Origin of the sequence: Streptomyces sp. NBC_00454, assembly GCF_041434015.1 — a bacterium.
GTDB lineage: Bacteria > Actinomycetota > Actinomycetes > Streptomycetales > Streptomycetaceae > Streptomyces.
This window is the reverse complement of the sequence record NZ_CP107907.1, coordinates 5,792,664-5,817,939: the sequence shown is the minus strand read 5'-3', so window position 1 is coordinate 5,817,939 and position 25,276 is coordinate 5,792,664. Positions and strand designations below refer to the sequence as shown.

18 protein-coding genes and 1 pseudogene are annotated in these 25,276 nt (G+C 73.2%); 7 read left to right on the top strand and 12 right to left on the bottom strand.

Annotation, left to right across the window (positions count from 1 at the left end):
• Nucleotides 1–56 precede the first annotated feature (56 nt).
• The 5 genes from OHU74_RS26895 to miaA all read right to left on the bottom strand — a co-directional run bounded on the left by OHU74_RS26895 (nucleotide 57) and on the right by miaA (nucleotide 6,595).
• Nucleotides 57–1,508 (bottom strand): M1 family metallopeptidase, encoded by a 1,452-nt coding sequence (locus OHU74_RS26895; protein WP_371618226.1) that lies wholly within the window; start codon nucleotides 1,506–1,508, stop codon nucleotides 57–59.
• Nucleotides 1,509–1,607: 99 nt separating this feature from the next.
• The gene (locus OHU74_RS26890) at nucleotides 1,608–3,746 is read right to left on the bottom strand and encodes a bifunctional (p)ppGpp synthetase/guanosine-3',5'-bis(diphosphate) 3'-pyrophosphohydrolase (protein WP_371618225.1); all 2,139 of its coding nucleotides are present in this window, start codon (nucleotides 3,744–3,746) and stop codon (nucleotides 1,608–1,610) included.
• 140 nt (nucleotides 3,747–3,886) lie between these two features.
• Nucleotides 3,887–4,783 (bottom strand): diaminopimelate epimerase, encoded by an 897-nt coding sequence (gene dapF / locus OHU74_RS26885; RefSeq protein WP_371618224.1) that lies wholly within the window; start codon nucleotides 4,781–4,783, stop codon nucleotides 3,887–3,889.
• A 24-nt stretch (nucleotides 4,784–4,807) separates the two neighbouring features.
• Nucleotides 4,808–5,242: a hypothetical protein gene (locus OHU74_RS26880; RefSeq protein ID WP_371619824.1), complete on the bottom strand. Its 435-nt coding sequence runs from the start codon at nucleotides 5,240–5,242 to the stop codon at nucleotides 4,808–4,810.
• 414 nt (nucleotides 5,243–5,656) lie between these two features.
• Nucleotides 5,657–6,595, bottom strand: coding sequence for a tRNA (adenosine(37)-N6)-dimethylallyltransferase MiaA (gene miaA, locus OHU74_RS26875; protein WP_371618223.1), 939 nt, complete (start codon nucleotides 6,593–6,595; stop codon nucleotides 5,657–5,659).
• Nucleotides 6,596–6,791: 196 nt separating this feature from the next.
• On the opposite strand from miaA, the gene OHU74_RS26870 reads away from it, so the two are divergent.
• Together OHU74_RS26870 and OHU74_RS26865 are read left to right on the top strand one after the other, a co-directional pair.
• On the top strand, nucleotides 6,792–7,013 hold the full coding sequence (locus OHU74_RS26870; RefSeq protein WP_371618222.1) for a hypothetical protein: 222 nt from the start codon (nucleotides 6,792–6,794) through the stop codon (nucleotides 7,011–7,013).
• 23 nt (nucleotides 7,014–7,036) lie between these two features.
• A complete protein-coding gene (locus OHU74_RS26865) occupies nucleotides 7,037–7,282 on the top strand; it encodes an antitoxin (protein ID WP_371618221.1) in 246 nt (81 codons plus the stop codon).
• A 92-nt stretch (nucleotides 7,283–7,374) separates the two neighbouring features.
• Here the strand turns inward: OHU74_RS26865 and OHU74_RS26860 are convergent, their stop codons facing one another.
• Nucleotides 7,375–8,082 (bottom strand): hypothetical protein, encoded by a 708-nt coding sequence (locus OHU74_RS26860; protein WP_371618220.1) that lies wholly within the window; start codon nucleotides 8,080–8,082, stop codon nucleotides 7,375–7,377.
• Between the two features lie 84 nt (nucleotides 8,083–8,166).
• On the bottom strand, nucleotides 8,167–9,687 hold the full coding sequence (gene miaB / locus OHU74_RS26855; protein ID WP_371618219.1) for a tRNA (N6-isopentenyl adenosine(37)-C2)-methylthiotransferase MiaB: 1,521 nt from the start codon (nucleotides 9,685–9,687) through the stop codon (nucleotides 8,167–8,169).
• 102 nt (nucleotides 9,688–9,789) lie between these two features.
• Here miaB and OHU74_RS26850 point away from each other — a divergent pair, with 102 nt between their 5' ends.
• Nucleotides 9,790–10,785: a TAXI family TRAP transporter solute-binding subunit gene (locus tag OHU74_RS26850; protein WP_371618218.1), complete on the top strand. Its 996-nt coding sequence runs from the start codon at nucleotides 9,790–9,792 to the stop codon at nucleotides 10,783–10,785.
• 24 nt (nucleotides 10,786–10,809) lie between these two features.
• On the opposite strand, the gene OHU74_RS26845 is transcribed toward OHU74_RS26850, so the two are convergent.
• The 3 genes from OHU74_RS26845 to OHU74_RS26835 all read right to left on the bottom strand — a co-directional run bounded on the left by OHU74_RS26845 (nucleotide 10,810) and on the right by OHU74_RS26835 (nucleotide 17,207).
• On the bottom strand, nucleotides 10,810–11,742 hold the full coding sequence (locus OHU74_RS26845; RefSeq protein ID WP_371619823.1) for an ROK family protein: 933 nt from the start codon (nucleotides 11,740–11,742) through the stop codon (nucleotides 10,810–10,812).
• Nucleotides 11,743–11,835: 93 nt separating this feature from the next.
• Nucleotides 11,836–12,867 (bottom strand): LacI family DNA-binding transcriptional regulator, encoded by a 1,032-nt coding sequence (locus OHU74_RS26840; RefSeq protein WP_371618217.1) that lies wholly within the window; start codon nucleotides 12,865–12,867, stop codon nucleotides 11,836–11,838.
• Nucleotides 12,868–12,875: 8 nt separating this feature from the next.
• Nucleotides 12,876–17,207 carry an NEW3 domain-containing protein gene (locus tag OHU74_RS26835; RefSeq protein WP_371618216.1) on the bottom strand — a complete coding sequence of 1,444 codons (4,332 nt, stop codon included), beginning with the start codon at nucleotides 17,205–17,207 and terminating at the stop codon, nucleotides 12,876–12,878.
• A gap of 247 nt (nucleotides 17,208–17,454) precedes the next feature.
• Between OHU74_RS26835 and OHU74_RS26830 the strand changes: the two genes are divergently transcribed.
• Both OHU74_RS26830 and OHU74_RS26825 read left to right on the top strand, forming a co-directional pair.
• On the top strand, nucleotides 17,455–18,741 hold the full coding sequence (locus OHU74_RS26830) for a glycosyl hydrolase (RefSeq protein WP_371618215.1): 1,287 nt from the start codon (nucleotides 17,455–17,457) through the stop codon (nucleotides 18,739–18,741).
• A 32-nt stretch (nucleotides 18,742–18,773) separates the two neighbouring features.
• Complete coding sequence (locus tag OHU74_RS26825; protein ID WP_371618214.1) at nucleotides 18,774–20,900, top strand: endo-beta-N-acetylglucosaminidase; 2,127 nt, start codon at nucleotides 18,774–18,776, stop codon at nucleotides 20,898–20,900.
• Between the two features lie 59 nt (nucleotides 20,901–20,959).
• Here the strand turns inward: OHU74_RS26825 and OHU74_RS26820 are convergent, their stop codons facing one another.
• A complete protein-coding gene (locus tag OHU74_RS26820; RefSeq protein WP_371618213.1) occupies nucleotides 20,960–22,378 on the bottom strand; it encodes an ATP-binding protein in 1,419 nt (472 codons plus the stop codon).
• A 108-nt stretch (nucleotides 22,379–22,486) separates the two neighbouring features.
• A pseudogene (locus OHU74_RS26815) lies at nucleotides 22,487–23,182 on the bottom strand (response regulator transcription factor); the annotation flags it as partial.
• 279 nt (nucleotides 23,183–23,461) lie between these two features.
• Between OHU74_RS26815 and OHU74_RS26810 the strand changes: the two are divergent.
• Both OHU74_RS26810 and OHU74_RS26805 read left to right on the top strand, forming a co-directional pair.
• Entirely contained in the window at nucleotides 23,462–24,247 is a 786-nt protein-coding gene (locus tag OHU74_RS26810) for an amino acid ABC transporter ATP-binding protein (RefSeq protein WP_330298920.1), read from the top strand.
• Between the two features lie 106 nt (nucleotides 24,248–24,353).
• Nucleotides 24,354–25,208 carry a glutamate ABC transporter substrate-binding protein gene (locus OHU74_RS26805; RefSeq protein ID WP_371618212.1) on the top strand — a complete coding sequence of 285 codons (855 nt, stop codon included), beginning with the start codon at nucleotides 24,354–24,356 and terminating at the stop codon, nucleotides 25,206–25,208.
• The last annotated feature ends 68 nt before the right edge of the window (nucleotides 25,209–25,276 follow it).

Below are 25,276 nucleotides of genomic sequence, written 5' to 3'. Positions count from 1 at the left end.
CCCCGGAGGCTCCCAGCCGCGGCCCCGTCGATGGTGGCATGCCCCTTCCGCACCCGTCACACGCTTTTCGGGCCGCCCCACTCCGGGTGACCCGGCATCGCCGGGGTGGTCTTCCCGTACAGCCACGGCTCCAGGAACGGCCCGAGGTCCCGTCCGGCCTCCTGCGAGGCCAGCCGTACGAAGTCCCCCGTGCCCGCGACCGCGTCCCGGTGCTCGCCCACCCAGCGCCGCTCCACCCGGTCGAAGGCCTCGGCCCCGATCTCCTGCCGCAGGGCGTACAGGATCAGCGCGGCCCCGTCGTAGACCGCAGGCCGGAACAGCCCGATCTTCTCCCCCGGAGCGGCCGGCTTCGGCGCGGCCGGGGGCCCGCCGGCCGCGCGCCACTGGTCGGAGCGCTGGTAGGCCTCGCGCATCCGCCGCTCCAGGGAGTACTTGCCGAGGCCGTCCGCGTACAGGGCCTCGTACCAGGTGGCGTGGCCCTCGTTGAGCCACAGGTCCGACCAGGTGCGCGGGCTCACGCTGTCGCCGAACCACTGGTGGGCCAGCTCGTGGACCATCACGGACTCCACGTACCACTCGGGGTATCCGCCGCCGCCCGTGAAGAGTCCGCTCTCGAAGAGCGACAGGGTCTGCGTCTCCAGCTCGAAGCCGGTCCTGGCCTTCGCGATCAGCACCCCGTAGTTCTCGAAGGGGTAGCGGCCGACCCGCGCCTCCATCCACTCGATGTGCCCGGCGGTCTTCTTCAGCCACGGCTCCAGCCGTTCCCGGTCCGCCGCCGGGACCACGTCGCGCAGCGGCAGCCCGTGCGGACCGGTGCCGTGCACGACGGCCGAGGTGCCGAGCGAGACCTGGGCCAGCTCGGTGGCCATGGGGTGCAGCGTGCGGTACGTCCACGTGGTCGCGGAGCCGGCGCGAAGGGCCGCCGGGAGCGCGCCCGGCACCCCGTTGGCCACGGCCGTGGTCCCGACCGGCGCGGTGATCCGGAAGGTGAAGTACGCCTTGTCGGCTGGGTGGTCGTTGCAGGGGAAGACCCGGTGGGCGGCGTCGGCCTGGTTGGCCATCGCCAGCCCGTCGTCGGTGACCACCCAGCCGCCGTCGCCGCGCCCGCGCGGGTCGCTCGTGTGCCGGATGGTGACGTGCAGGGGCGCGCCCCGCTCCACGGGCCGGGCGGGGGTCAGTACGAGGTCCTCGCCGACGCTCGCGAAGGTCGCCGGTTCCCCGTTGACCTCGGCGGAGGCGACCTTCCCGTGGGTGAAGTCCAGGTTGACGGTGTCGAGCCGCTCCAGGGTGCGGGCGTCGATGACGGTGACCGCGTCGAGCGGGGTGCGGTTGTCCTTGTACGCGAAGGACAGGTCGTACGAGAGCACGTCGTATCCGGGGTTCCCGAGCTCCGGGAACAACGGATCGCCGATGCCCAGGGCCTTGGGCACGGGCACCACGGCGGCGACGAGGGAGAGGGAGGCCGCGGCCAGCAGGGCGGCGCGCAGGCGCGGGGAGGTGAGCTGCATCCCCCATCGCATACCAGCGCCCGCCACGCGCCCGCGAACGGCGCGCGACGGCTCCACCCGAAAGGGGTCGGGCGGGCTAGCGATCTCCCCCTCGGCCGCCTACGCCCGGCTGACGTCGTAGACGCCCGGCACGTCCCGCATCGCCCGCATCAGCGCCTGGAGCCCCGTGGCGTCGGGCAGTTGCAGGGTGTAGGTGTGCCGGACCCGTTGTTCGACGGGGGGTTCGACGGTCGCGGACACCACTTCCACCCCCTCGCGGGCGATGGCCTCGGTCAGATCGGCCAGCAGATGCGGGCGGCCGAACGATTCGGCTACCAGCGTGACCCGGCAGTCGGCGGTCGCCCTCCAGTGCACGGCGACGGGGGTGCGCCCCACCGCGCGCATCTGTGCCACCGTCGCGCAGTGGACCCGGTGCACGGTGACGGCCCCGCCCCGTACGACGAACCCCGCGACCACGTCCGGCGGCACCGGCGTGCAGCACCCCGCGAGCCGCACGGTGGCGTCCGGCAGGTCGGCGACGGCGTTGCCCCCGCCGCCGCGGGCCCCGATCACCGACAGCGGCGCCCGGGGCGCGGCCGCGGCGGGCCCGGCCCCGTCGGGGTGGGACTCCAGCCAGCTGCTGACGGCGATCCTGGCGGCCGGGGTCTTGGCGTGGTCCAGCCAGTCCGCGGCGGGCCCGGAGCCGGCGTCGTGCGCGAGGAGCAGCTGGACGGTGTCCCCGTCCGAGAGCCGGGAGGACAGGGAGGTCAGGCGCCCGTTGACCCGGGCGCCGATACAGCCGTGGGCCGCCTCGCCGTGCTGCGCGTAGGCGGCGTCGATACAGCTGGCGCCGGCGGGCAGACCCAGGGTTCCGCCGTCGGCCCGGAACACGGTGATCTCCCGGTCCTGTGCCAGTTCTGAGCGCAGGACGTCCCAGAAGGTGTCGGGGTCGGGCGCCGACTGCTGCCAGTCGAGCAGGCGCGACAGCCAGCCGGGCCGGGTGGGGTCCACCCGCTCCTCGTCCGGGTCGGCCGCCTCGGTGGCCTCGCCGGGCAGCTGCGGGGCCGTCGTCGGGGCCGTGGCCGCGTGCGGGGCCGGGGCCGCGGTGGCCGTGTACGGATTGCCGAGCGCCACCACCCCCGCCTCCGCGACCCGGTGCATCTGCCGGGTCCGGACGATCACCTCGGCGACGTACCCCTCGGGCGTGGCGAAGGCGGTGTGCAGCGACTGGTAGAGGTTGAACTTCGGGGTGGCGATGAAGTCCTTGAACTCGGAGACGACCGGGGTGAAGCAGGTGTGCAGCTCGCCCAGGACCGCGTAGCAGTCGGCGTTCTCCCCCACGAGGACCAGCAGGCGGCCGAAGTCGGAGCCGCGCAACTCCCCGCGCTTGAGGGCGATCCGGTGCACGGAGACGAAGTGCCGGGGGCGTACCACCACCTCGGCGGCGATGCCCGCCTCGCGCAGGACCACGCGGACCGAGTCGGCGATGGCGGGCAGCGGGTCGCGGTCCCCCGCGTGGGCCGCGATGAGGGAGCGGGTGTACTCGTACTCCTCGGGGTGCAGGATCGCGAAGACGAGGTCTTCCAGCTCGGTCTTCAGGGCCTGGACGCCGAGCCGTTCGGCGAGCGGGATCAGTACGTCCCGGGTGACCTTGGCGATGCGGGCCTGTTTTTCGGGGCGCATCACGCCGAGGGTGCGCATGTTGTGCAGCCGGTCGGCCAGTTTGATGGACATCACGCGGACGTCGTTGCCGGTGGCGACGAGCATCTTGCGGAAGGTCTCGGGCTCGGCGGCGGCCCCGTAGTCGATCTTCTCGACCTTGGTGACCCCGTCGACGATGAAGCAGACCTCTTCGCCGAACTCCTCGCGGACCTGATCGAGGGTCACGTCGGTGTCCTCCACGGTGTCGTGGAGGAGAGAGGCCGTCAAGGTGGTGGTTTCGGCGCCGAGTTCGGCCAGGATGAGCGTCACGGCGAGCGGATGTGTGATGTACGGCTCACCGCTTTTGCGCATCTGGCCGCGGTGCGAGGTCTCGGCGAGCAGATAGGCGCGGCGCAGGACGGACAGGTCCGCGTCGGGGTGGTGGGCGCGGTGCGCCTCGGCGACATGGCCGATGGCGTCCGGCAGCCGGTCCCGCGACGCGGGACCGAGCAGTGCGGCGCGTCCGAGTCGTCGCAGGTCAAGCCTGGTCCGGCCCCGTCTGCGAAGTTCAGGGCGCGCTTCGGAACGTGCTTCGGGGTTCGTGGCCTCTGCACTCATGGGAACCTCCGGCGGCTTCGACCGGCGGTGGTGGGCATGGGGTGCGCCCGCAGGGCCGGTGCCTGATGCTACCGACCCCACCACGTGGCGCAGTCCACCTCTCGCTCAGCGTGAAACGGATCACCCATTAGAGGGAAGCTTCAGGCGAAAGCCGTTTCGGTGAGCCAGGCCGGATCGAACTCGCCCTCGGCCACGATGACGGCCGGTCCGGCCATCTCGATCCGGCCGTCGGGGTGCTCGGTGATGACCAGCGTGCCGCCGGGCAGATCGACGGTGTACGTGACGGGCGTGCCGGTGACGGCGGGGTCCGCGCCGTCGCGGCGGATGGCGGCCACGGCGACCGCGCAGGCGCCGGTACCGCAGGAGCGGGTCTCGCCGGAGCCGCGCTCGTGGACGCGCATGGCGACGTGCCGGGGGCCGCGGTCGACGACGAACTCGACATTGACACCCGTCGGATAGGCGGACGCCGGGCTGTACGGGGGCGGGTCCAGCAGCTTCCCGGCATCGTCCAGGCTGTCAACGAAGGCCACCGCGTGCGGGTTCCCCATGTTGACGTTGAGCGCGGGCCAGGAGCGCCCGTCCACGGAGACGGTGACCTCTCCCTCGGGGAGCTCGGCGCGGCCCATGGAGACGGTCACGTCGCCGGTCTTGTCGAGGTGCACCCGCTTGACCCCGCCCCGGGTGGCGACGGCCAGGTCACCGGGGACCGCGTGTCCGGCGTGCTGGAGGTAGCGGGCGAAGACGCGGACGCCGTTTCCGCACATCTCGGCGATCGAGCCGTCGCTGTTGCGGTAGTCCATGAACCACTCGGCCTCGCCGGCCATGTGCGCGGCCTCGGGGTGCGCTGCGGAGCGCACCACGTGCAGTACGCCGTCCGCGCCGATCCCGGCGCGCCGGTCGCACAGCCGCGCCACGGCGGACGCCGGCAGCTCGATGGCGTTGTCCGGGTCCGGGACGATCACGAAGTCGTTCTCGGTGCCGTGGCCCTTGAGGAACGGCAGGGAGGAAAGCGGGGAGGCGGGGCTGGTCTGCGTCACCCGCCCATCGTACCGAGCCCGCGGCTACCGCAGCCGGGCCACCCGGTACACCGCCAGCGCTACGACGCCCAGTGCGACCAGCGCGTACAGCACGGCCACCCGCCAGTCGGGGCGCAGCCCCGAGCCGCGGGCCGGGAGCCCCGGCAGGGCGTAGCCCACGCGGCGCGCGGCCATCATGCCCCAGCCGCCGGCGCAGCTCATGAGGAGGAATCCGAGCATGGCGACGACCGCTCCGCCGTCGCCGAACTCGAAGGCGAGGGGGAAGGCGAACATCAGGGATCCGGCCGCGGCCAGGAGGGCGATGGGGGCGATCTGCCACAGCCGCAGCCGCCGCTGCGGGCGCAGTTCCACCTCGAACTCGGGCGCTGCGGCGGCCTCCGCCTCGGCGGTGTCCGGCGCGTCCGGGCCGTCGGGGGTCAACCGCGCGGGCCCTGCGGGCAGTCCGAGCCCATCGGCCACGGCGAGCCCGTGGTCGGCGGCGAGTCCGTGGTCGGCGGCGAGCCCGTGGTCGGCGGCGAGTGCGTGGTCCGCGACGGGTCCGTCGACGACGGCGAGTCCGTCGGCCACGGCGAGCGCGTCGACTGCCGCGAGCTCATCGGGCTCCGGGAGCTCGTCGGCATCGCCGAACCCCTCCGCCCGTGCGAGCGCGTCGGCCTCGGCCTCGGCGAGCGCACCGTGAAGCATCGGGTCCGGTTCCCGTCGGGTGTCGTCCCGACCGGTGTCGCGAGGGCCGGCCTCCATCGCCACGCGCCCTCCCCACTCGGACTTCGTACGCTGTCGTTCACCGCCGGTGACGGCACCGCCGGAAGTTTGATGATGGCACGCCAGGGGGCCCCGGACAGGCGGCCGGGGCTTCCCGATGCCATCACGTGATCAGGCTGTGACCGCTCGTTCGACCAACGACTGCGCGAGTCCGGCCAGTTCCCGGCGGTCCGAAGCGGCGCCGCTGAGCCAGTGCACCCTCGGGTCGCGGCGGAACCAGGAGTCCTGCCTGCGGGCGAACCGTTTGGTCGCCCGCACCGTCTCCGCGCGCGCCTCGTCCTCGGTGCAGGCACCGGCGAGCGCTGACAGCACCTGCTGGTAGCCCAAGGCCCTGGAGGCGGTGATTCCGTCGCGCAGCCCGGCGGCCTCCAGCGTGCGGACCTCGTCCACCAGCCCGGCCTCCCACATCCGGTCCACGCGCAGCGCGATCCGCTCGTCGAGCTCGGGCCGGGCCACGTCCACGCCGATCTGGACGGTGTCGTAGACGGACTCGTGGCCGGGGAGGTTGGCGGTGAACGGCCGTCCGGTGATCTCGATGACCTCCAGCGCGCGCACGATGCGGCGGCCGTTGCTGGGCAGGATCGCCTGCGCGGCGGCCGGGTCGGCGGCGGCGAGGCGGGCGTGCAGGGCGCCGGGGCCGCGCAGGGTGGCCTCGGCCTCCAGCCGGGCCCGGACCTCGGGGTCGGTGCCGGGGAACTCCATGGCGTCGAGCGCGCCGCGCACGTACAGGCCGGAGCCGCCGACGAGGACGGGGATGCGGCCCTGCGCGAGCAGCTTGTCGATCTCGGCGCGGGCCAGGCGCTGGTACTCGGCGACGCTCGCCGTCTCGGTGACGTCCCAAATGTCCAGGAGGTGGTGCGGTACTCCGCCGCGCTCCTCCGTCGTCAGTTTGGCGGTGCCGATGTCCATCCCCCGATACAGCTGCATCGAGTCGGCGTTGACGACTTCGCCGTCGAAATGACGGGCCAGTGCGACGCCCAGATCGGACTTTCCGGCCGCGGTGGGTCCTACGACGGCGATGACCCGCGGGGCGGGGGCTGCTTTCCTCACCGCCCCAGTCTCGCAGCCCCGCGTCAAGAGTCCGCTATGTACCCGATCGAGCTACGTGACGCGGTCCGGTCGGGGTCGTTGCCTTGGCGGGGTTCCGGCCCGGCGCGCGCCTGTCGTACGCCCGGCCCGTGACCGGCGCAGGCCGGTCCGTCCACGGCGGAACTTCACTCACACGAGTAACGTTATAGGAGTAGACATGGGCATTTTGGACCGGCTTCTCGGCCGCAAGAGCCAGGCAGCGACCGAAGAGGTCGTTGCCGAGGATCTGACGGTGGAGTCCGCCACGGCCGATGAGGCCGTGACCGAGCCGGCTGCGGCCGAGGGGACCGAGACGGCGGAAGCCGTCGAGATCCCCAAGCAGCAGTCGGCGGAGGTCGCCGCGGACAGCGAGGCCGCCGGCGAGGGTGCCCGTACGTAGCGATCGCCAACGGAAGGTGACCCATGGGCCTGCTGGACGATTTGAAGGCCAAGCTCGCGCCCGCGAAGGACAAGGTCGGCGACCTCGCGCAGCAGCACGAGGGAAAGATCACCCAGAATCTGGAGAAGATGGCCAAGGTCGTGGACTCCAAGACCAAGGGCAAGTACAGCGGCCAGATCTCTAGCGGCACGGACAAGGCGAAGGACGCCCTGGGCAAGATCGCGCACAAGGACCATCCCGGCGGGCCGACACCGCCGGCGGCCTCCTGACGCGGTCCCGGAAAGGGGCGCGGCACCACCGGGCGTGGTGTCGTGCCCCTTCGTCGTGTTCCGGGCCGCTGCCGCCCCGGCGGGCCTGCCCTCTAGGACCAGGCGGCGACGAAGTATCCGACCCCGTAGGGCGCGTCCTCGTACAGCAGTCGGCCTTCGAGACCGGCGCCCTCCGCGGCGCCCGCGAGCACCTGCCAGGGGGCCCGCCCGGCGGCCTGGAGCTCGGTGGCGAGCCCGGCGTCGATCGCGGCGAGCGCGGCCACGTCGGCGGCGCCGAGCGCGCGGGCGGCCTCGGCGTCGAAGGCGGCGGCGCGCTCGTCGAGGTAGCCGGGGGCCTTGAGGGTCCGGCAGGCGCTGCCGTCACCCATCACGAGCAGCGCGACCCGGGCGTCCCGCGCGGCGAGCTCCCGGCCGGCCGCCAGGCACTGCGCCGTGTCCAGGGGACCGGCGACCCCGAACCCCTCCACGGGCGCGGCGCCCCAGCCCGCCCGGCCGAGCAGCCAGGCGCCGACGGCGAGCGGCACGGGCAGCAGGCGGGGGCCTTCCTCGCCCTCGCCCAGCTGTACGTCGCTCCCGACCCCGAACCCGCGGAAGCTGCCGCGGGAGCCCTGGGGGTAGGAGCCCTGGTGGTCCGGGTCGGCGGCTCCGACGACCACGAGCAGATCGGGCCGGGAGGCGGCGAGCACCGACAGCGCGTCCGAACACGCGGTACGGGCATCGCCGAGTTCGGCGGCGGCCCCCGCGGCCAGCTCGGGCACGAGCAGCGGCGGGGCGGGGCAGACGGCGGCGGCTACGAGCATGATCCGCAGCGTAGCCGCAGCCGGCCGGGCGGCGCCCCCGCCGGGTGCGTCCCGGAAGGGATCCGGATCAGGAAGGGATCCGGATCAGGAAGGGCTCGCGCAGCCCGAGGCGGCCACCGGCAGCGGAGCCGGGACGCCCAGGGTCGGGATGCCGAGCAGGACGCCCTTGGGCTCGGCCGGAGCGGCGTTGCGCTTCTCCCAGGCGTCGCCCGAGCGGGTACGGCGTACCGACTGGGTCGGGCCTTCGGCCAGCAGGTGGTGCGGGGCCGCGTAGGTGATCTCCACGGTCACCACGTCACCCGGTCGGACCTCCTGGTCCGGCTTGGTGAAGTGCACGAGGCGGTTGTCGGGGGCGCGCCCGGACAGCCGGTGCGTGGCGCCGTCCTTGCGGCCCTCGCCCTCGGCGACCATGACCTCCAGCGTGCGGCCGACCTGCTTCTTGTTCTCGTCCCAGGAGATCTCCTCCTGGAGGGCGACCAGGCGCATGTACCGCTCCTGGACGACCTCCTTGGGGATCTGCCCCTCCATGTCCGCGGCCGGGGTGCCGGGGCGCTTGGAGTACTGGAAGGTGAAGGCGTTGGCGAAGCGGGCCTCGCGCACGGCGTGCATCGTCTGCTGGAAGTCCTCCTCGGTCTCGCCGGGGAAGCCCACGATGATGTCGGTGGAGATCGCCGCGTGCGGGATGGCGGCGCGGACCTTCTCGATGATGCCGAGGAAGCGCTCCTGGCGGTACGAGCGGCGCATCGCCTTCAGGATCGTGTCGGATCCGGACTGCATGGGCATGTGCAGCTGCGGCATGACGTTGGGGGTCTCGGCCATGGCCGCGATCACGTCGTCCGTGAAGTCGCGCGGGTGCGGGGAGGTGAAGCGGACCCGCTCCAGGCCCTCGATGGCGCCGCAGGCGCGCAGCAGCTTGGAGAAGGCCTCGCGGTCGCCCAGGTCGGAGCCGTAGGCGTTGACGTTCTGGCCGAGCAGGGTGATCTCGGAGACGCCCTCGGCGACCAGTGCCTCGACCTCGGCGAGGATGTCGCCGGGTCGGCGGTCCTCCTCCTTGCCGCGCAGCGCCGGAACGATGCAGAAGGTGCAGGTGTTGTTGCAGCCGACGGAGATCGAGACCCAGGCGGCGTACGCGGACTCGCGCCGGGTCGGCAGCGTGGAGGGGAAGGCCTCCAGCGACTCGGCGATCTCGACCTGCGCCTCTTCCTGGATGCGGGCGCGCTCCAGGAGGACGGGCAGCTTGCCGATGTTGTGCGTGCCGAAGACCACGTCGACCCAGGGGGCGCGGGACACGATCGTGTCGCGGTCCTTCTGCGCGAGGCAGCCGCCGACGGCGATCTGCATGCCGGGGCGCTTGGTCTTCATCGGGGCGAGCCGGCCGAGGTTGCCGTAGAGCTTGTTGTCGGCGTTCTCGCGGACGGCGCAGGTGTTGAACACCACGACGTCGGCGTCTCCGTCCGACCCCTCGGGCGCCCTGACGTACCCGGCGTCCTCCAGCAGACCGGACAGCCGCTCGGAGTCGTGCACGTTCATCTGGCACCCGTAGGTGCGCACCTCGTAGCTCTTGGGAACGTCCACACCCGGGCTCCGGTCACTGCTGCTGGTCATGCATCAAGGGTAAGGGTCTTCCCGGCGGCGCTCGGCCGGGGATCCGGGGGGCTGGGGTGGTGGGCCGTGACAGGACGGCGGGGCGGTGGCAGGATCGCGGCCATGCCTCTCGTACCGCCCCGGATCAGCAGGCGCCGTGCCCTGCGGGCCCTGGTGGCCGTACTGGCCGTGCTCGGCGCCCTCGTCTGGTGGCTGCGGCCCTTCGGGGAGCCGGAGCTGAAGGGGGACCTCACCTTCAGTACGGGCGTCCAGACCGGGGTCTACCACCTGTACGGCCAGCTCCTGGAGCAGGAGCTGGCCACGAGCATGCCCGGGGTCCGCGTCCGGCTGCAGCCCAGCGAGGGTTCCCAGCAGAACCTGCAGCGGGTGGCCGCCGGCGAGGCGGACTTCACGGTGGCGACGGCCGACGCGGTGTCCAAGTACCGCCTCGACGGGAAGGCCGGCGCCGACCGGCTGCGTGGTCTGGCCCGCCTCTACGACGACTACGTGCAGCTGGTGGTGCCCGCCGGTTCGCCGGTGCAGTCGGCCAAGGATCTGCGGGGCAAGCGGGTCGCGGTGGGCCAGGACGGCTCGGGGGTACGGCTGATCTCGGAGCGGATGCTCAACGCGGCGAAGCTGGACCCGGTCCGTGACATCACCCCGGTGTCCATCGGCATCGACAAGATGCCGGCGGAGCTGCAGGCCGGCCGGATCGACGCGTTCTTCTGGTCCGGGGGGCTGCCGACGAACGCCGTGCGCGAGCTGTCGGAGCGCTTCGAGATCCGGCTCGTGCAGCTGGGCGACCTGGTGGAGGCGCTCCAGGCCAGCGGCACGCCGGCGCGCTACTACCGGGCGGCGGTGATGCCGCAGGACGCCTACGCGCGGGCCCGCAACACCTCGGCCGTGGCCACGGTGGCGGTGCCGAACCTGCTGGTGACCCGGGACGACATGGGCGCCGAGCTGACGGAGCAGTTCACCCGCACCGTGATCCTGAGCCGGGACAGGATCGGGCACGAGGTGCACGCGGCGCAGCTGGTGGACCTGCGGACGGCGATCTACACCGATCCGCTGGAGCTGCACGTGGGCGCCGCCCGGTACTACCGCTCGGTCAAGCCGTAGCGGGACCCGAAGGGCTCGCCGGGCTCACGCCGAGGGAAGCAGCATCGTCGCCGCCGCGGCCGCGCCGATCAGGCCCGCGTGCGTGCCCAGGGCCGCCGGGACGACCTGGAGCTCCTTGACGAACGACAGGGTCGCGTACGAGGCCAGGTGCGTGCGGATCGGCCCGAAGAGGGTGTCTCCCGAGGCGGCGACTCCGCCTCCGATGACCGCGATGTCGGTCTCCACGAGGGTGGCGGTGGCCGCGATGGCCGCGGCCAGCGCCCGGCCGGCGCGGTCGAAGGCGGCCAGTGCGACCGGGTCGCCCGCCTGTGCCGCCGCGGCCACGCCCGCCGCGGTGGGGTCCCCGGCCGGGACCCAGCCCTGGTCCAGGGCCCAGCGTGCGATGGCGGTGCCGGAGGCGATGGATTCCACGCAGCCGACGCCCCCGCATGCGCAGGGCTCCCCGTCGAAGGCGACGCTGATGTGGCCGATGTGGCCCGCGTTGCCGGTGGGGCCGGGGTGGAGCCGGTTGTTCAGGACGAGTCCGCCGCCGACGCCGGTGGAGACCACCATGCAGAGCGCGTTGGCGTGCCCCCTGGCCGCGCCGAGCCAGTGCTCGGCGGCGGTCATCGCCACCCCGTCACCGGCCAGCACGGTCGGGATCCGCGCCCCGTGCTCCGCGAGCCGCGCTTCGACCCGGGCCTGGACCGGGAACTCCCGCCAGGCGCCGATGTTCACCGGGCTGACCGTGCCGCGCGCGGAATCCACCGGGCCCGCGCTGCCGATCCCGCAGCGCACCACCGAGGACCACAGCGGGCCGGCCGCGAGCTCCGCGACCACCTCGGCGACGGCCGCGAAGACGGCGTCCCCGTCCGGGCCGCCCGGGGTCGGACGGCGGGTGGTGGCCGTCATCGTGCCGTCGGAGTGCACCAGCGCGCCGGCGATCTTCGTACCGCCGATGTCGATCGCGACCGTCAGGCCGGGTTCGCCCGGCACACCGGCGCGGGGGGCGGGAAAGGCGGAGGTGGGAGTGGGAGTGGTCACGGGGTCGCTCCAGGAAGGGGTCGAAATTCAGTATGCGGCCGGCGGCGGAGCCGTACTCTCGCGGGGCTCCAGGCGGGGCCGCTCGCTCTCGCGGGACCTCGGCGGGCTCCCCGCCAGGACGGCGAGGAGCTCCTCGGCGGCGAGCCGTCCGAAGCCCGCGGTGTCCCGGACGAGGGCGGTGAGCCGGGGGTGGGTGACCCGGCAGAGCGCGGAGTCGTCCCAGGCCACGATGGAGAGCCGGCCCGGCACGGGGATGCCCAGCTCTGCGGCGACGGCGGCGCCGGCCACCGCCATCACGTCGTTGTCGTAGACGATCGCGGTCGGCGGCTGCGGCTCGGCAAGGATCCGCCGGGTGGCCGCCGCGCCCTCGGCGTCGGAGTAGTCGGTGGCCACCGAGCGCACCTGGCCGGGGCCGAGCCCCAGCCGCTCGGCCTCGGCGTGCAGCGAGCGGATGCGGCGCTCGGTGTGGGCGAGTCCGGGCAGTCCGGCGACGTGCGCGATCCGGCGGTGGCCGAGCCCGTACAGGTGGTCCAGCACCTCGGCCATGGTCCCGGCGTCGTCCGCCCACACCGCGGACAGGGTGGAGGGCGGGCTGGTCTCCCCGACCGTGACGGCGGGCAGGGCGAGCTGTTCGAGGAGGGCCGGGCGCGGGTCGTCGGTCCTGGGGTCCACGACGATGACCCCGTCCACGCGCCGCTCGGCCCACCAGCGGCGGTAGACGGCGCATTCGGCGTCGAGGTCCTCGACGACCTGGAAGAGGAGGGCGGTGCGGCCGGCGGCCAGGACCTCCTGGATGCCGGAGACCAGCTGGAGGAAGAAGGATTCGACGCCGAGGGTGTGCGCGGGCCGGGCGAGGACCAGTCCGACCGCGCCGGAGTGTTCGCCGGACAGGGCGCGGGCCGCACTGTTGGGCTGCCAGCCGAGTTCCTCGGCGACCCGGCGGATCCGGGCGCGGGTGTCCTTGGAGACTCCCGGCCGGTCGTTGAGCGCGAAGGAGACCGCGCTCTCCGACACCCCGGCCTGGCGGGCGATGTCCTTGATGGTGGGTCTGCGGGCCATGGCCTGTCTCATCCCTCGCTGACGTGGACGGCAATGGCCGGACCGTACGCGATCCTGCCCTGGCAGACCGCCTTGACCACCACCCAGTACTCCCCCGGAGGGGTGCCGAGCGGCGGCCGCACCTCGAAGACGGCCTCGGCCCCGCCGTCCGCGGGTACTTCGACCGGTTGCACGGCGGGGGCGGTCAGCTGCCAGCTGCCGTACGGGGAGACGGCGTAGGCCTGCCCGCTCAACGTGGACCGGATGCCGGTGGAACCGATGCGCACCCGTACGGAGGTACGTGCGCCGGGGGCGACGGTGACGGCGGGTTCCGGCGCGTCCACCCACAGCCCGGCGGGTCCTTCGGGGGCTCCGGGGACGGTGACGGTGAGCACGTCCTCGAACGCGCCTGCGGCGGTGGTGGCGAGGATCCGGATCAGGTGTTCGCCGGGTTCGGCGTCCTGCGGGGGCTCCACGGTCAGCGGCAGCGACACGTGCCCGCCGGGCTCCAGCTCGGTCCGCCGCCGGGTCCAGGAGGTCTTCCAGCCCTCCGGGGCCCGGACCTCCAGGTCCGCCGGGCCGCCCGCTGCGGCCCCGTGGGCGGCGAGGGTGACGGTCGCACCGGAGGCGATCCCGTCACACGTCACCGTGTACGGGGCGTCGCCGAGCGGAGCGGTCCCCGTGTTGTGCAGCCAGTAGCGGCTGAAGACCGGCTGGTGCGCTTCGCGTTCGCCCTCGCGCAGCGGCATGCCCGATTCCGCGAGCAGCAGCAGCGTGGTCGTCGCCGCGCCCCGGATCCGGCCCGCGAAGAAACCGAGCGGGCGGTCCAGCAGATCGGCCTCGGCGGCCGGATCCGTCGGCCACAGCATCTCGGCCGTCGCCGGGCGGCCGTGCGTCTCGCGCAGCCGGACGGCGAGGTCCGCGGAGCCCTCGGCCCGTTTGACCGTCTCGATCAGCACCCGGTCGGCCGGCTCCACACCGAGCAGCGAGCGCGCGGGCGGCCGCCGGCCTTCGCCGGGTTCGGCCGTGACGGCGGTCAGCGGCTTGTTGAACTCCCGGCCCCGGCGCACCAGGTCCACCGCCCGCCAGTCCCCGGAGCCCGCGACCAACGCGTGCTCGAAGACGTGGGTCCAGTGCTGGAGCTGGAAGGAGCTGCGGTCCGGGGCGGTGCGCCGCGGGGGGTCCATCCACGCGCCGCTCGGGCGGCCGGTGCAGGACCGCATCAGGGTGCTGTGCAGCCGCCCGGCGGTGTCGACGGCGAAGCTGGGCGTACCGCGGACCAGGATCCCGACCGTGCGGTCGGCGTACGCCGCCTCGTGGGGGTACGCCTCCATGTCCGCGTACACCTCCTCGTGCGGGTACGTCGCCTCGTGCGGGTACGCCTCCTCCTGCGGGTACGTCGCCTCCTGCGCGCGGCCTTCGCCGGCCGGAGGCCGCGCTCCGCCGGCCGCAGCCTCCGCCTCGATCCGGCCCGACTCCGAGACGGCGCGGGCCAGTTCCGCCGCCGGGCCGGTCAGGACCAGCACCGGCAGGTCCCGGATCCCGGTCAGGTCGCAGCCCGGGGTCCAGAGCGAGCGGAGCCCGGCGCGGGCCGGGACCCAGACCCGCGCGTGTTCCCGTACCGCCTTCGCGTACGCGGGAGGTGCCGACTCCAGCAGTGCCGCCGTGAAGGCGTTCTCGCCGGGGCCGCCGAGTGCGATGCGGAAGTCGGGCAGGCTGCTGTCCACCGCCAGGTCCCCCCAGCGCGGCCCGCCGGGCCGGGTCGGGGTCGCGGTGACCCCGTGGCGGCCCAGGGCGGTGACCAGCTCCCGCAGGCCCTGCGCGGTGCCCGAGTCCGGGAGCACGATCTCGGCCGCGCCCAGTGCCCGTCCGCCCAGACCGGTCATCGGAGCCGACAGGGCGAACCAGTTCAGGCAGGGGCTGTCCAGGGTCCACGGAGCCCGCGTGTGATCGGCCCCGGCATCCGCCTCGGGGAAGGCGAACCCGCGCCCCACCACGGCTGCGGCCGTCTCGGCGACGGGCAGCGCGCCGGGAACGTCGGCCGGGATCCGCAGCCGCAGCAGCTGGTCACGGCCTTCGAACGCGTGGACCGTGGTGGTGAGTTCCGCCCGGTCCAGGCCGTCCCACAGGGTGGTGGTCCGGGTCCAGCGGACGGGCCCGGTCCGCCCGGTGGCCACAAGGCGCGACCCCAGCGGCCCGCGCTCCGCCCGGCAGGACTCGGCGGGCGCGGCGCCCGAACCGGTGCCCGGACCCTTGGGCAGCAGGTGCCAGGGGCCCTCCTCGAAGTAGGGATGCTTGTCGTACTCCTCCTGTACGACCAGCTCGTCAACCTCCCCGGCGGTGAGCAGCTCCTGCCCGGTGCGCCGGTCCAGCAGCCGGGCGAGGCCGCCGCCGCGCGCGGGGTCGGCCTCGGCGCGCAGGAAGTCGTTCTGGACGGCGTGGCCCGGCGCGGGCTCCCAGCCGCCGGAGACCCGGAGCTCGCAGGCGGCCAGCCACCAGGTGCGGTGGCCGAGCGAGGGCACGTCCGCGGCGAGGAAGACCACCTCGGCGACCCCGTCCGCGACGGCCTCGACGTGCACGGAGGCGCCGCGGCCGGCTTCGTCGAGGAGGGTGATCCGCTCCGCGCCGGCGTCCGCGAGGCCCAGTACCGCGAGCTCGACGCGGGTGCGCACCAGGTCGGTGCGGGTCCAGGACACCGGGTTGTGCACGGTGACGGCGAGCGGGCCGGGGCCCCGGGTGTCGGCCCCGGCGGTCAGCGCGCGCAGCGCCTCCTCCCGTACCCCGGCGGCCAGGTCGTGGGCCTCGCGCCAGGTGGGGAGCAGGTCGAGGTAGACCTGGTCGGAGAAGGTCCCGGTGACGGCGTCGTGGTGGGCGGCGTGCAGCAGGTGGCGCCAGGCCTTGGACAGGGTTTGGGCCGGATAGTCGGTCAGTCCTTCGGCGCAGGCGAGGGCGGCGAAGGTCTCGGCCTGTTCGAGGAGGTTCTCGGCGGCCCGGTGGGCCTGTTTCACATCGCTGTAGGTGACGTCCTTGCCGGTGTAGACGGGACCCATCTCCCGGGTGACCGGCAGCGGCTGCTCGCCGCGCTGCGCGAACTCGGCGCGGACGGCGTCGAAGTGGGCGCGCGGGCCGCTGTGTTCCATGCGGGGCCAGCAGTAGCGGCGGTTCCAGGCGTGCTGCACGTCCAGGCCCCAGCGGTGCGGCCAGGAGAAGTCGGTGCCCATCGGGATCAGGACGTTCTTCGTGGCGGCGGCCGTACGCAGCAACTCGTACAGGTCCAGCAGTTGCTCGGCGGCGGCCTCGGCGTCGGGGGCCTGGTGGGAGAACCAGCCGGCGGAGTAGTGCGCGGGCAGGTAGTGCAGGAGCAGGCCCCGGCCGCCGCCGGGCGCGATCCACTCGTACTCGGCGGGCAGTTGCATGGCGGCGGGCGGGCGCAGTGCGTCGCCCCAGGTGTCCATCATCGGGCCCCACTGGTGGTGGGGCCCGCGGGCCAGGACGGCCGAGTCGAGGCCGGCGCCGGCCATCAGGGCGGGGAAGGACGGGTCGTGGCCGAAGACGTCGAGCTGCCAGGCGGTGCGCGGGTCGGCGCCGAGGGTGCCGCGGTGCAGGGCGAGGCCGTGGACGGCGCTGCGGATGGTGGTCTCGGCGGAGGTGAGGTTGGTGGAGGGCTCGTTGTAGGTGCCGCCGACGACCTCCACGCGGCCTTCGGCGATCAGCGCGCGCAGCTCGTCGCGCTCGGCGGGGTGGGTGTCCCAGTAGGGCTTGAGGTAGTCGACCTCGGAGAGCACGAAGCGGTACGCCGGGTCCTCGCGGGCCTGCTGGAGGTGGAGCGGGATGAGGGTGAAGGCGGGAACACCGGTGTACTCCCAGCCGTGTTCGGCCTCGCCGGGCTTCGGGGGCGCGTCCCACAGGGAGGTGTAGGCGGCCTGGGTGTTCCACCACATGGGGTCGTAGTGGAAGTGCGGGACGAGGCGGACGGTCCAGCCGGGCTCGGCGACGACGAGGCCGAAGGCGCGCTCGGCGAGCGGGCGGCCGTCGGGGGTGGTGACGCGGACGGTGGCGGGCAGGACGGTCCCGGGGGCGGCGGCGCCGGTGCGGACGGCGACCTCGACGGTGGACTCGGGGACGGGGACCCGGTCCCCGAGTGCGGCGCGGGCGTCCGTGCCCGCGTAGGCCTCGGCGGTGTCGGCGCGCACGATGCGCGGGTGCGCGGTGGTGATTTCGGCCCCGTGCACGGACACGTGCAGCGGCCCGGCCGGGCGCGCCCTGCGGATGCGCACCCTGATGACCTGCGACGGGGTTTCCGGCGGGCCGGTGAAGAGCGCCGGTGTGGTGACCGCCGTGACGGTAATTCCGCTGTCCATTTCCGCACACTTCCTTGTGTGACAACACTGCTCAACAACGACTAAACCGCATTAGCGACCTTAGCTTCAAGCGACTGGAACCGGCCTGTCAACTGGACTGAAGCGCATAAGTACCACGGCCCCGGGGGTGAGGACTTTCATCCCGCCAAGTCGGGACGTTCGGAGATAACGATCCTGTTGACTTATCCGGTCCGGGGACGGCAGGTTATGGGCATCCGGCGAATTCCCCTGAACTCCAGGACCTTTCATGCACGACGGCCCCGCCGCCTCCCCCGCCCCGCGAACCCTCCGCTTCGGCGCCAACTACACGCCGACGCGCGGCTGGTTCCACCACTGGCTCGACTTCGACCTCGACGAGGTCAAGGCCGACCTCGACTCGATCGCGGGCCTCGGCCTGGACCACGTACGGGTCTTCCCGCTGTGGCCGGTGTTCCAGCCGAACCGGACGCTGATCCGGCCGCGCGCCGTGGAGCAGCTCGTCTCGCTCGCCGACGCGGCCGCCGAGCGCGGGCTCGACGTGAACGTGGACGGGCTCCAAGGACACCTGTCGAGCTTCGACTTCCTGCCGGCGTGGACCGGGACCTGGCACCGGCGCAACATCTTCAGCGATCCGCAGGTGGTCGCCGGGCAGGAGGAGTACCTGCGCACGCTGGCCGCCGCCCTCGCGGACCGGCCCAACTTCCTCGGCATGACGGTCGGCAACGAGATCAACCAGTTCTCCGACGACCCGCACCCCTCCCCCGACCGGGTCACGCGGGAACAGGCCGGGCGGTGGCTGGAGCGGATGCTCGCCGCCTGCGAGGAGGGCGCTCCCGGCCGTCTGCACCTGCACGCCGAGTACGACGCCGCCTGGTACCAGGACGGGCACCCCTTCACCGTGGCCCAGGCGGCCCGCCTCGGCGGTGCGACCGCCGTGCACTCCTGGGTGTTCAACGGCACCGCCCAGCGCCACGGCCGCACCGGGACGGCCACCGAGCACCACGCCGCGTACCTGATCGAGCTCTCCAAGGCCTGGGCCCTCGATCCGCACCGGCCGGTCTGGCTCCAGGAGGTGGGCGCGCCCGCGCCGCTGATCGGGCCCGAGCACGCGGCCTCCTTCACCGGGGCGACCGTGGCCAGTGCACTGGACTGCCCGGACCTGTGGGGCGTGACCTGGTGGTGCTCGCACGACGTGTCCCGGGAGCTCGCGGACTTCCCGGAGCTGGAGTACGGGCTCGGCCTGCTCACCAACGACCGCGCGACCAAGCCCGCCGGCGAGGTCATCGCCCGGATCACCGAGGAGTGGCGGGGCCGCGCGCACCGCCCGGCGGTGCGCTCCACCGCGCTCGCCGTGGACGTGGGCGGCGCCGAGGCCGCGCCGCAGCGTTCGGTGTGCGCCCCGGGCGGCTCCTTCTTCGAGGCCTGGGCCGAACTCACGGCGCAGGGGGTCCGCCCGGCGGTGGTCCTGGCCGAACTCGCCGGGGACGCCGATCACTTGGCCGCGCGCGGCATCACCGAGGTACTGCACGTCTCCGAAGTCCCCACCCGGGCCTGACCGGCCCCTACGTCCTGCCGGAGGATCCCCTCATGTCCGAGATCGACAACGGCGTCGACCCTCGTCCCGCGATACGGCCGACCCGGCGCGGGCTGCTGCTCGCCGGAGCCGGGGCGGGCGCCGGCGCCCTGCTGTACGGAGCTGCGGCCCCGGCGGCAGCGACCCCCGGAGCACCCGTGGCACCCGTCGGCCCCGCCGACCTGGCCCCGTACGCCTCGTACTGGTTCCCCGACTCGCTCCCCCAGGGCTCCCCCGGCCCCGGGATCACCTGGCGCTCCCTGATGCGGTGGAGCCCCGAGTCCGACCCCGATCTGGCCCACAACACCGCGACCGTGCCGCTGGCCCCCCGCTTCACCCCGGTGGCGCCGAACACCACGGCCCGCGCCGGCCAGGCCCGGATCGCCTCGCTCGTCTCCTTCGGGAACACCGCCGGGAATCCCGCGCAGGGTTCCCCGACCGCCGACTACTACGCGCTCACCCACTGGGCGTACATCGACGAGCTGGTCTTCTGGGGCGGGTCCTCGGGCGAGGGCATCGTCCTCGCCCCGAACGCGCCGGTCGTCGACGCCGCGCACCGCAACGGCGTCCGGGTGATGGGCAACGTGTTCCTGCCGCCCGTGCCCTACGGCGGCGACCTGCAGTGGACCCGGGACCTGGTCCAGCGGGACTCCCTCGGCCGCTTCCCGGTGGCGGAGAAGCTGGTGGAGGTGGCGCGGACGTACGGGTTCGACGGCTGGTTCGTCAACGCCGAGACCGAGGGCGGCGACAGCGAACTCGCCGCCCGGACGAGGCAGTTCCTGCGCGCCCTGCGGGCCGCGGGCGCGCCGCACGGTCTGCGCATCACCTGGTACGACGCCATGAACTCCACCGGCGCGGTCGGCTGGCAGGGCGCGCTCAACGGGCTCAACCAGGAGTTCTTCGAGGACCGCCGGGGCAAGGTCGCGGACACGATGTTCGTGGACTTCCGCTGGACCCCGGCGAAGCTGGCCGCCTCCGGCGCCCTCGCGGACGAGCTGGGGCGCAGCCGCCACGAGCTGTGGGCGGCCGTGGACACGGAGTCCCACGGCTGGGACTCCGCGGTGGACTGGGACGCGATCGTCCCGCGCGGGCGCGACCACGTCGTCTCCTACGGGTTCTACCGGCCCGAGTGGACCCTGGGCCACCTCACGGACCGCTCCCCGGGCGCCTTCCACCGCGCCGACGACCGGTTCTGGACCGGCGAGTCCCTGGATCCGGCCCGCCCCGCGGCCGACTCCGCCTGGCGGGCGCCCGCCACCGCCGTCGCCGACCGGTCCACCGTCACCGCGCTGCCCTTCGCCTGCTCCTTCAACACCGGCCACGGGGAACGCTGGTACGAGGAGGGCAGGCCCGTCTCCGACACCCCGTGGAACCACCTCGGCCTCCAGGACCGGCTGCCGGGCCGGCGCTGGGTCGTGGACACCGCCGGGACCCGCCCCGAGGTCACCCTCGACTTCGCGGCCGCCTGGCGAGGCGGCTCCAGCCTGCTGGTCGCGGGCGCCCTGACCGCTCCGGCGGCCGTCGGGCTGCACTCCACCCGGCTGCCGCTGACCCGCTCCACCGTGGTCGAGCTGGTGCACTCCACCGAGTCGGGTCCGGTGTCGATCGAGCTCGGGGTCGCCACGCGCGAGCCGGCCTCTCCGGGGCAGGAGGTCCCGTACACCTGGCTGAAGGCCGAGACCCTGGGCACCGGGCAGGGCTGGCGCACCACGCGGGTCGGGCTGTCGGAGCTGGCGGGCGAGACCGCGCACGGTCTGGCCGTACGGATCACGGGGCTCGGAAAGAAGCCGGTGCGCTGGCGGCTCGGCGCCCTGACGGTACGCGAAGGCGCCCCGCACCCCCGCCCGGCGACCCCGGGGACCCCGGCCGTGTCCGCCGCGGCCCAGCAGTCCGGCAGGGCGGCCCTGCGGCTGTCCTGGCGGCGCTCCCCCGGCCCGGTCCGCCACTACGAGGTGTCCCGCGTCCTCGCGGACGGCACCCGCCGCTTCCTCGGCGGCACCTGCGGCACGGCCCTGTACCTCCCCGCCGTCGAACGGGCCGGCCGGGAGAAGGCGGCCGTCTTCGAGATCCGGGCCGTGGACGAGCCCTACGCCGTCTCCGCCCCCGCCCGCACCTCCCTCACCTGGACCGGAGCCCTCTGATGCACGATGACCGAGCAGTGGTGGAGAGCCGCGTCCGGTCGAACGGGTGACCTTGAGGTTCAGCCGTCCGTAGCGGCGGGGTCGGTGCGGGGGACCGACACCGTCACCCGCAGCCCGTGCGGCGGGTTCGTCTCGTAGGAGAGGGATCCGCCGCCCGCGGCGAGCAGGGTGCGGGAGATGGACAGGCCGAGCCCGGAGCCCTTGACGTTCTGGTGGAGGCCGCTGCGCCAGAACCGGTCGCCGATCCGGAGCAGCTCCTCCTGGTTAAGTCCGGGTCCCCGGTCGGCGACCACGACGAGCACCTGGCTGCCCTCGACGGAGAGGCCCACCTCCACCGCCTCGCCCGCCGGAGTGAACTTGAGGGCGTTGTCGATCACGGCGTCGAGCGCGCTGGAGAGCGCGATCGGGTCGGCCCAGCCGGTGGCGGCGGCCCGGCCCGTCCCGGTGAGCCGGACCCCCTTCTCCTCGGCGTACGGCCGCCAGGCGGTGACCCGTTCGGCGGCCAGCCCCGCGATGTCGATCAAGCTGATCTCGGCGGTGGCGTGCTCGGCCAGCGCCAGGTCCAGCAGATCGTCGAGGACCTGGGTCAGGCGCTTGCCCTCGGTGCGCACCGAGGCGATCTCCTCGTTCCCGTCGGGCAGTTCCAGGGCGAGCAGCTCGATGCGCAGCAGCAGCGCGGCGAGGGGGTTGCGCAGCTGGTGGGAGGCGTCCGCGACGAAGGCGCGCTGCTGTTCCAGGACCTCCTCGACGTTGTCGGCCATCTCGTTGAACGAGCGGGCCAGGCGGCGGAGTTCCGGGGGGCCGCCGCCGGCCGCGACGCGGGAGTTCATCCGGCCGGTGGCGATGCCGTGGGCGGCCGCGTCCAGGGTCCGCACGGGCTTGAGCACCCAGCTGGTCAGCCGCAGGGCGGCGCCGAAGGCGACGAGCATCGCGGCGGCGAGCCCGCCGACGATCAGCAGCCAGCCCCGCAGGATCTTGGCCCGCATCTGGTCGGTGGGCGATTCGGTGGCGACCACGGCGACCACGTCCCCGTCCAGGACCACCGGGGAGGCGACGAGAAGTTTGCCGTGGGTCTGCCACGGCCACACCTGGCCGGGGTCGTGGCTGCGCCGTCCGGCGAGGGCCTCTTCGAAGGCGCGTCGGCCCTCGCCCGACTCGGGGAGCCGCCACCAGCCGGGGGCCCGGACCATGGCGTTGTCGTCCCGGTAGAAGATGCCGACGCTGATGCCGTACAGCTCCTGGTAGCGGGCGAGTTCGAGCTGGAGGGTGTCGCGGCGCTCGTCGGCGCCGCTGGAGTTCGAGCCCTCGGCGTCGATGACGAACTGGGCGAGCGCGGCGAAGCGGGCGCTGTCGTCGATCCGGTCGACGACCACCCGCTGCTGCTGCCCGGCGGCCAGGGACACCGCGAGCGGGAAGCCGAGGGCGAGGAGCACGCCCGCCATGAGGACGACGAGCAGCGGGAGCAGACGGGCGCGCACGGCTGATCCCCGCTAGAGGGCGGGCGGGACGGGCGGCACCGCGGGCGCGGACGGCCCGGCGGGGGCGGACGGAGCCGGGGGTGCCGGCGGGGCCGGTGGGGCCGGTGGGGCCGGTGGGGCCACGAGCCGGTATCCGACGCCGCGGACGGTCTCGATGAGCGCCGGCATGCGCAGCTTGGAACGCAGCGAGGCCACGTGCACCTCGAGGGTCCGGCCCGTCCCCTCCCAGCTGGTGCGCCAGACCTCGCTGATGATCTGCTCCCGCCGGAAGACCACCCCCGGCCGCTGCGCGAGCAGGGCCAGCAGGTCGAACTCCTTGCGGGTGAGCGGCACGTCGGTGTCGTTGACCCCGACCCTGCGGGTCGACATCTCGATGGAGACGGGTCCGAGCCGTACGGTGCCGGGCGCGCCCGCCCCGCCGGCGGGCTCCTCGGAGACCCCGGTGCGCCGGGCGACGGCGTGGATGCGGGCGAGGAGTTCGCCCGTGTCGTAGGGCTTGGTCACGTAGTCGTCGGCGCCCATGTTGAGGCCGTGGATCCGCGAGCGCACGTCGGCCCGCGCGGTCACCATGATGACGGGCGTGGCGGTGCGCTTGCGGATCTTGCCGCAGACCTCGTAGCCGTCCTGGTCGGGCAGGCCTAGGTCCAGGAGGACCACGCCGAAGGGCGGCGCACCGGCCGGGAGCAGGGCCTGGAGGGCCTCCTCGCCGCTGCGGGCGTGGGTCACCTGGAATCCGTGCCGGGCCAGGATCGCGGACAGGGCGGCGGCGACGTGGTCGTCGTCCTCGACGAGCAGCAGTCTCATACCGTCCCTTTCCGATCTTCCCGTATCCGTAGTCCGGCATCCGTTTTCCGGACACCCTGCATCCACGCCGATGGAGACTCTCACGTCAAGGCGGTTCAGGTCGCGGGCCGCTTCCGTTACGGACCCGGTACGGCTCCGGGTGCCCGGCGGCGCGGCCGCGTACGGAGCGTATCGGTGCGAGGCCGGATCGTTATGCTCAATTCTCCCTCAGATGTACTGACGCTGTGCGCGCCACCTCACTACTGTCCTCCCAACCGAGGAGGACGGAGCAAGAAGCCGATGAGCGGAGTATCAGTGACCAAGGACGTGCAGGACGCGGCCGGTGCCGCGGACGACCTGGTCGTGCTGAGCAACGTAAACAAGCACTTCGGCGCGCTGCACGTGCTTCAGGACGTCGATCTGAGCATTGCCCGCGGCGAGGTCGTCGTGGTGATCGGGCCTTCTGGATCGGGCAAGTCGACGCTGTGCCGCACCATCAACCGCCTGGAGACGATCGATTCGGGCTCCATCACGGTCGACGGGAAGCAACTTCCCTCCGAGGGCCGCGAGCTGGCCAGGCTGCGCGCCGATGTCGGCATGGTCTTCCAGTCCTTCAACCTCTTCGCCCACAAGACGGTGCTGCAGAACGTCATGCTGGGCCAGCTCAAGGTCCGCAAGACGGACCAGGCCGCGGCGCTGGAGAAGGCGAAGTCGCTGCTCGACCGGGTCGGCGTCGGCTCGCAGGCCGACAAGTACCCGGCCCAGCTGTCGGGCGGTCAGCAGCAGCGCGTGGCGATCGCCCGCGCACTGGCGATGGACCCGAAGGTGATGCTGTTCGACGAGCCGACCTCGGCCCTCGACCCGGAGATGATCAACGAGGTGCTGGAAGTCATGCAGCAGCTCGCCCGGGAGGGGATGACGATGGTGGTCGTCACGCACGAGATGGGCTTCGCCCGCTCCGCCGCCAATCGGGTCGTCTTCATGGCCGACGGAAAGATCGTCGAAGAGGCCACGCCCGAACAGTTCTTCAGCAACCCGCGCAGTGACCGCGCCAAGGACTTCCTGTCGAAGATCCTGCACCACTGAGCCTCGCGTCTGGTAGTGATCCGGTGACGGATCGTCGTCCGAACACGGGTTACGTCCGTCCCACGTCTCACGTCTGTCTCACGTCTCACTTCGAGGGAAGTCCACGATGAAGCTCTCCAAGGTCGGCGCCACCGCCGCCATTGCCGTCGCTCTCGCCCTGACCGCGACCGCCTGTGGCGGAAGCAGCGACAAGACCGCCAGTGACGGCGGCGCGACCGGCGGTGCCAAGAAGGACAAGATCGTCATCGGCATCAAGTTCGACCAGCCGGGTGTGGGCCTCAAGACCCCCGACGGCAAGTTCACGGGTCTCGACGTGGACGTGGCGACCTACGTGGCCAAGGAGCTCGGCTACGAGCCCGACCAGATCGAGTTCAAGCAGGCCGTCAGCGCCGAGCGCGAGAACCTGCTCTCCAACGGCGACGTGAAGCTGGTCGTCGCGAGCTACTCCATCAACGACGCGCGCAAGCAGAAGGTCGACTTCGCCGGCCCGTACTTCCTCGCGCACCAGGACCTGCTGGTCCGCGCCGACGACACCTCGATCACCAAGCCCGAGGACCTCAACAAGAAGAAGCTCTGCTCCGTCACCGGCTCCACCTCGGCGCAGAACGTCAAGAAGAAGCTGGCCCCCGAGGCCGACCTGCAGGAGCTCGGTGGCTACTCCGAGTGCCTGACGGGCCTGGAGAACAAGGCCGTTGACGCCCTGACCACGGACAACGTGATCCTGGCCGGCTACGCCGCGCAGGACAAGAACAAGGGCAAGTTCAAGCTGGTCGGGCTGAGCCTGAGCAACGAGAACTACGGGATCGGCCTGAAGAAGGGCGACAAGGACCTGCAGACCAAGGTCAACGCCGCCCTCCAGAAGATGGAAGCGGACGGCGCCTGGCAGGCGGCCGTGACCAAGAACCTCGGCCCGTCCGGCTTCAAGAACGAGCCGGCTCCGGCCATCACCGAAGGCAAGTGATCCGGGGGCCGGTCCCACCGGCCGGCCCACCGACCGATCCACCGGCCGGGTTCGTCGGCCCGATTCAT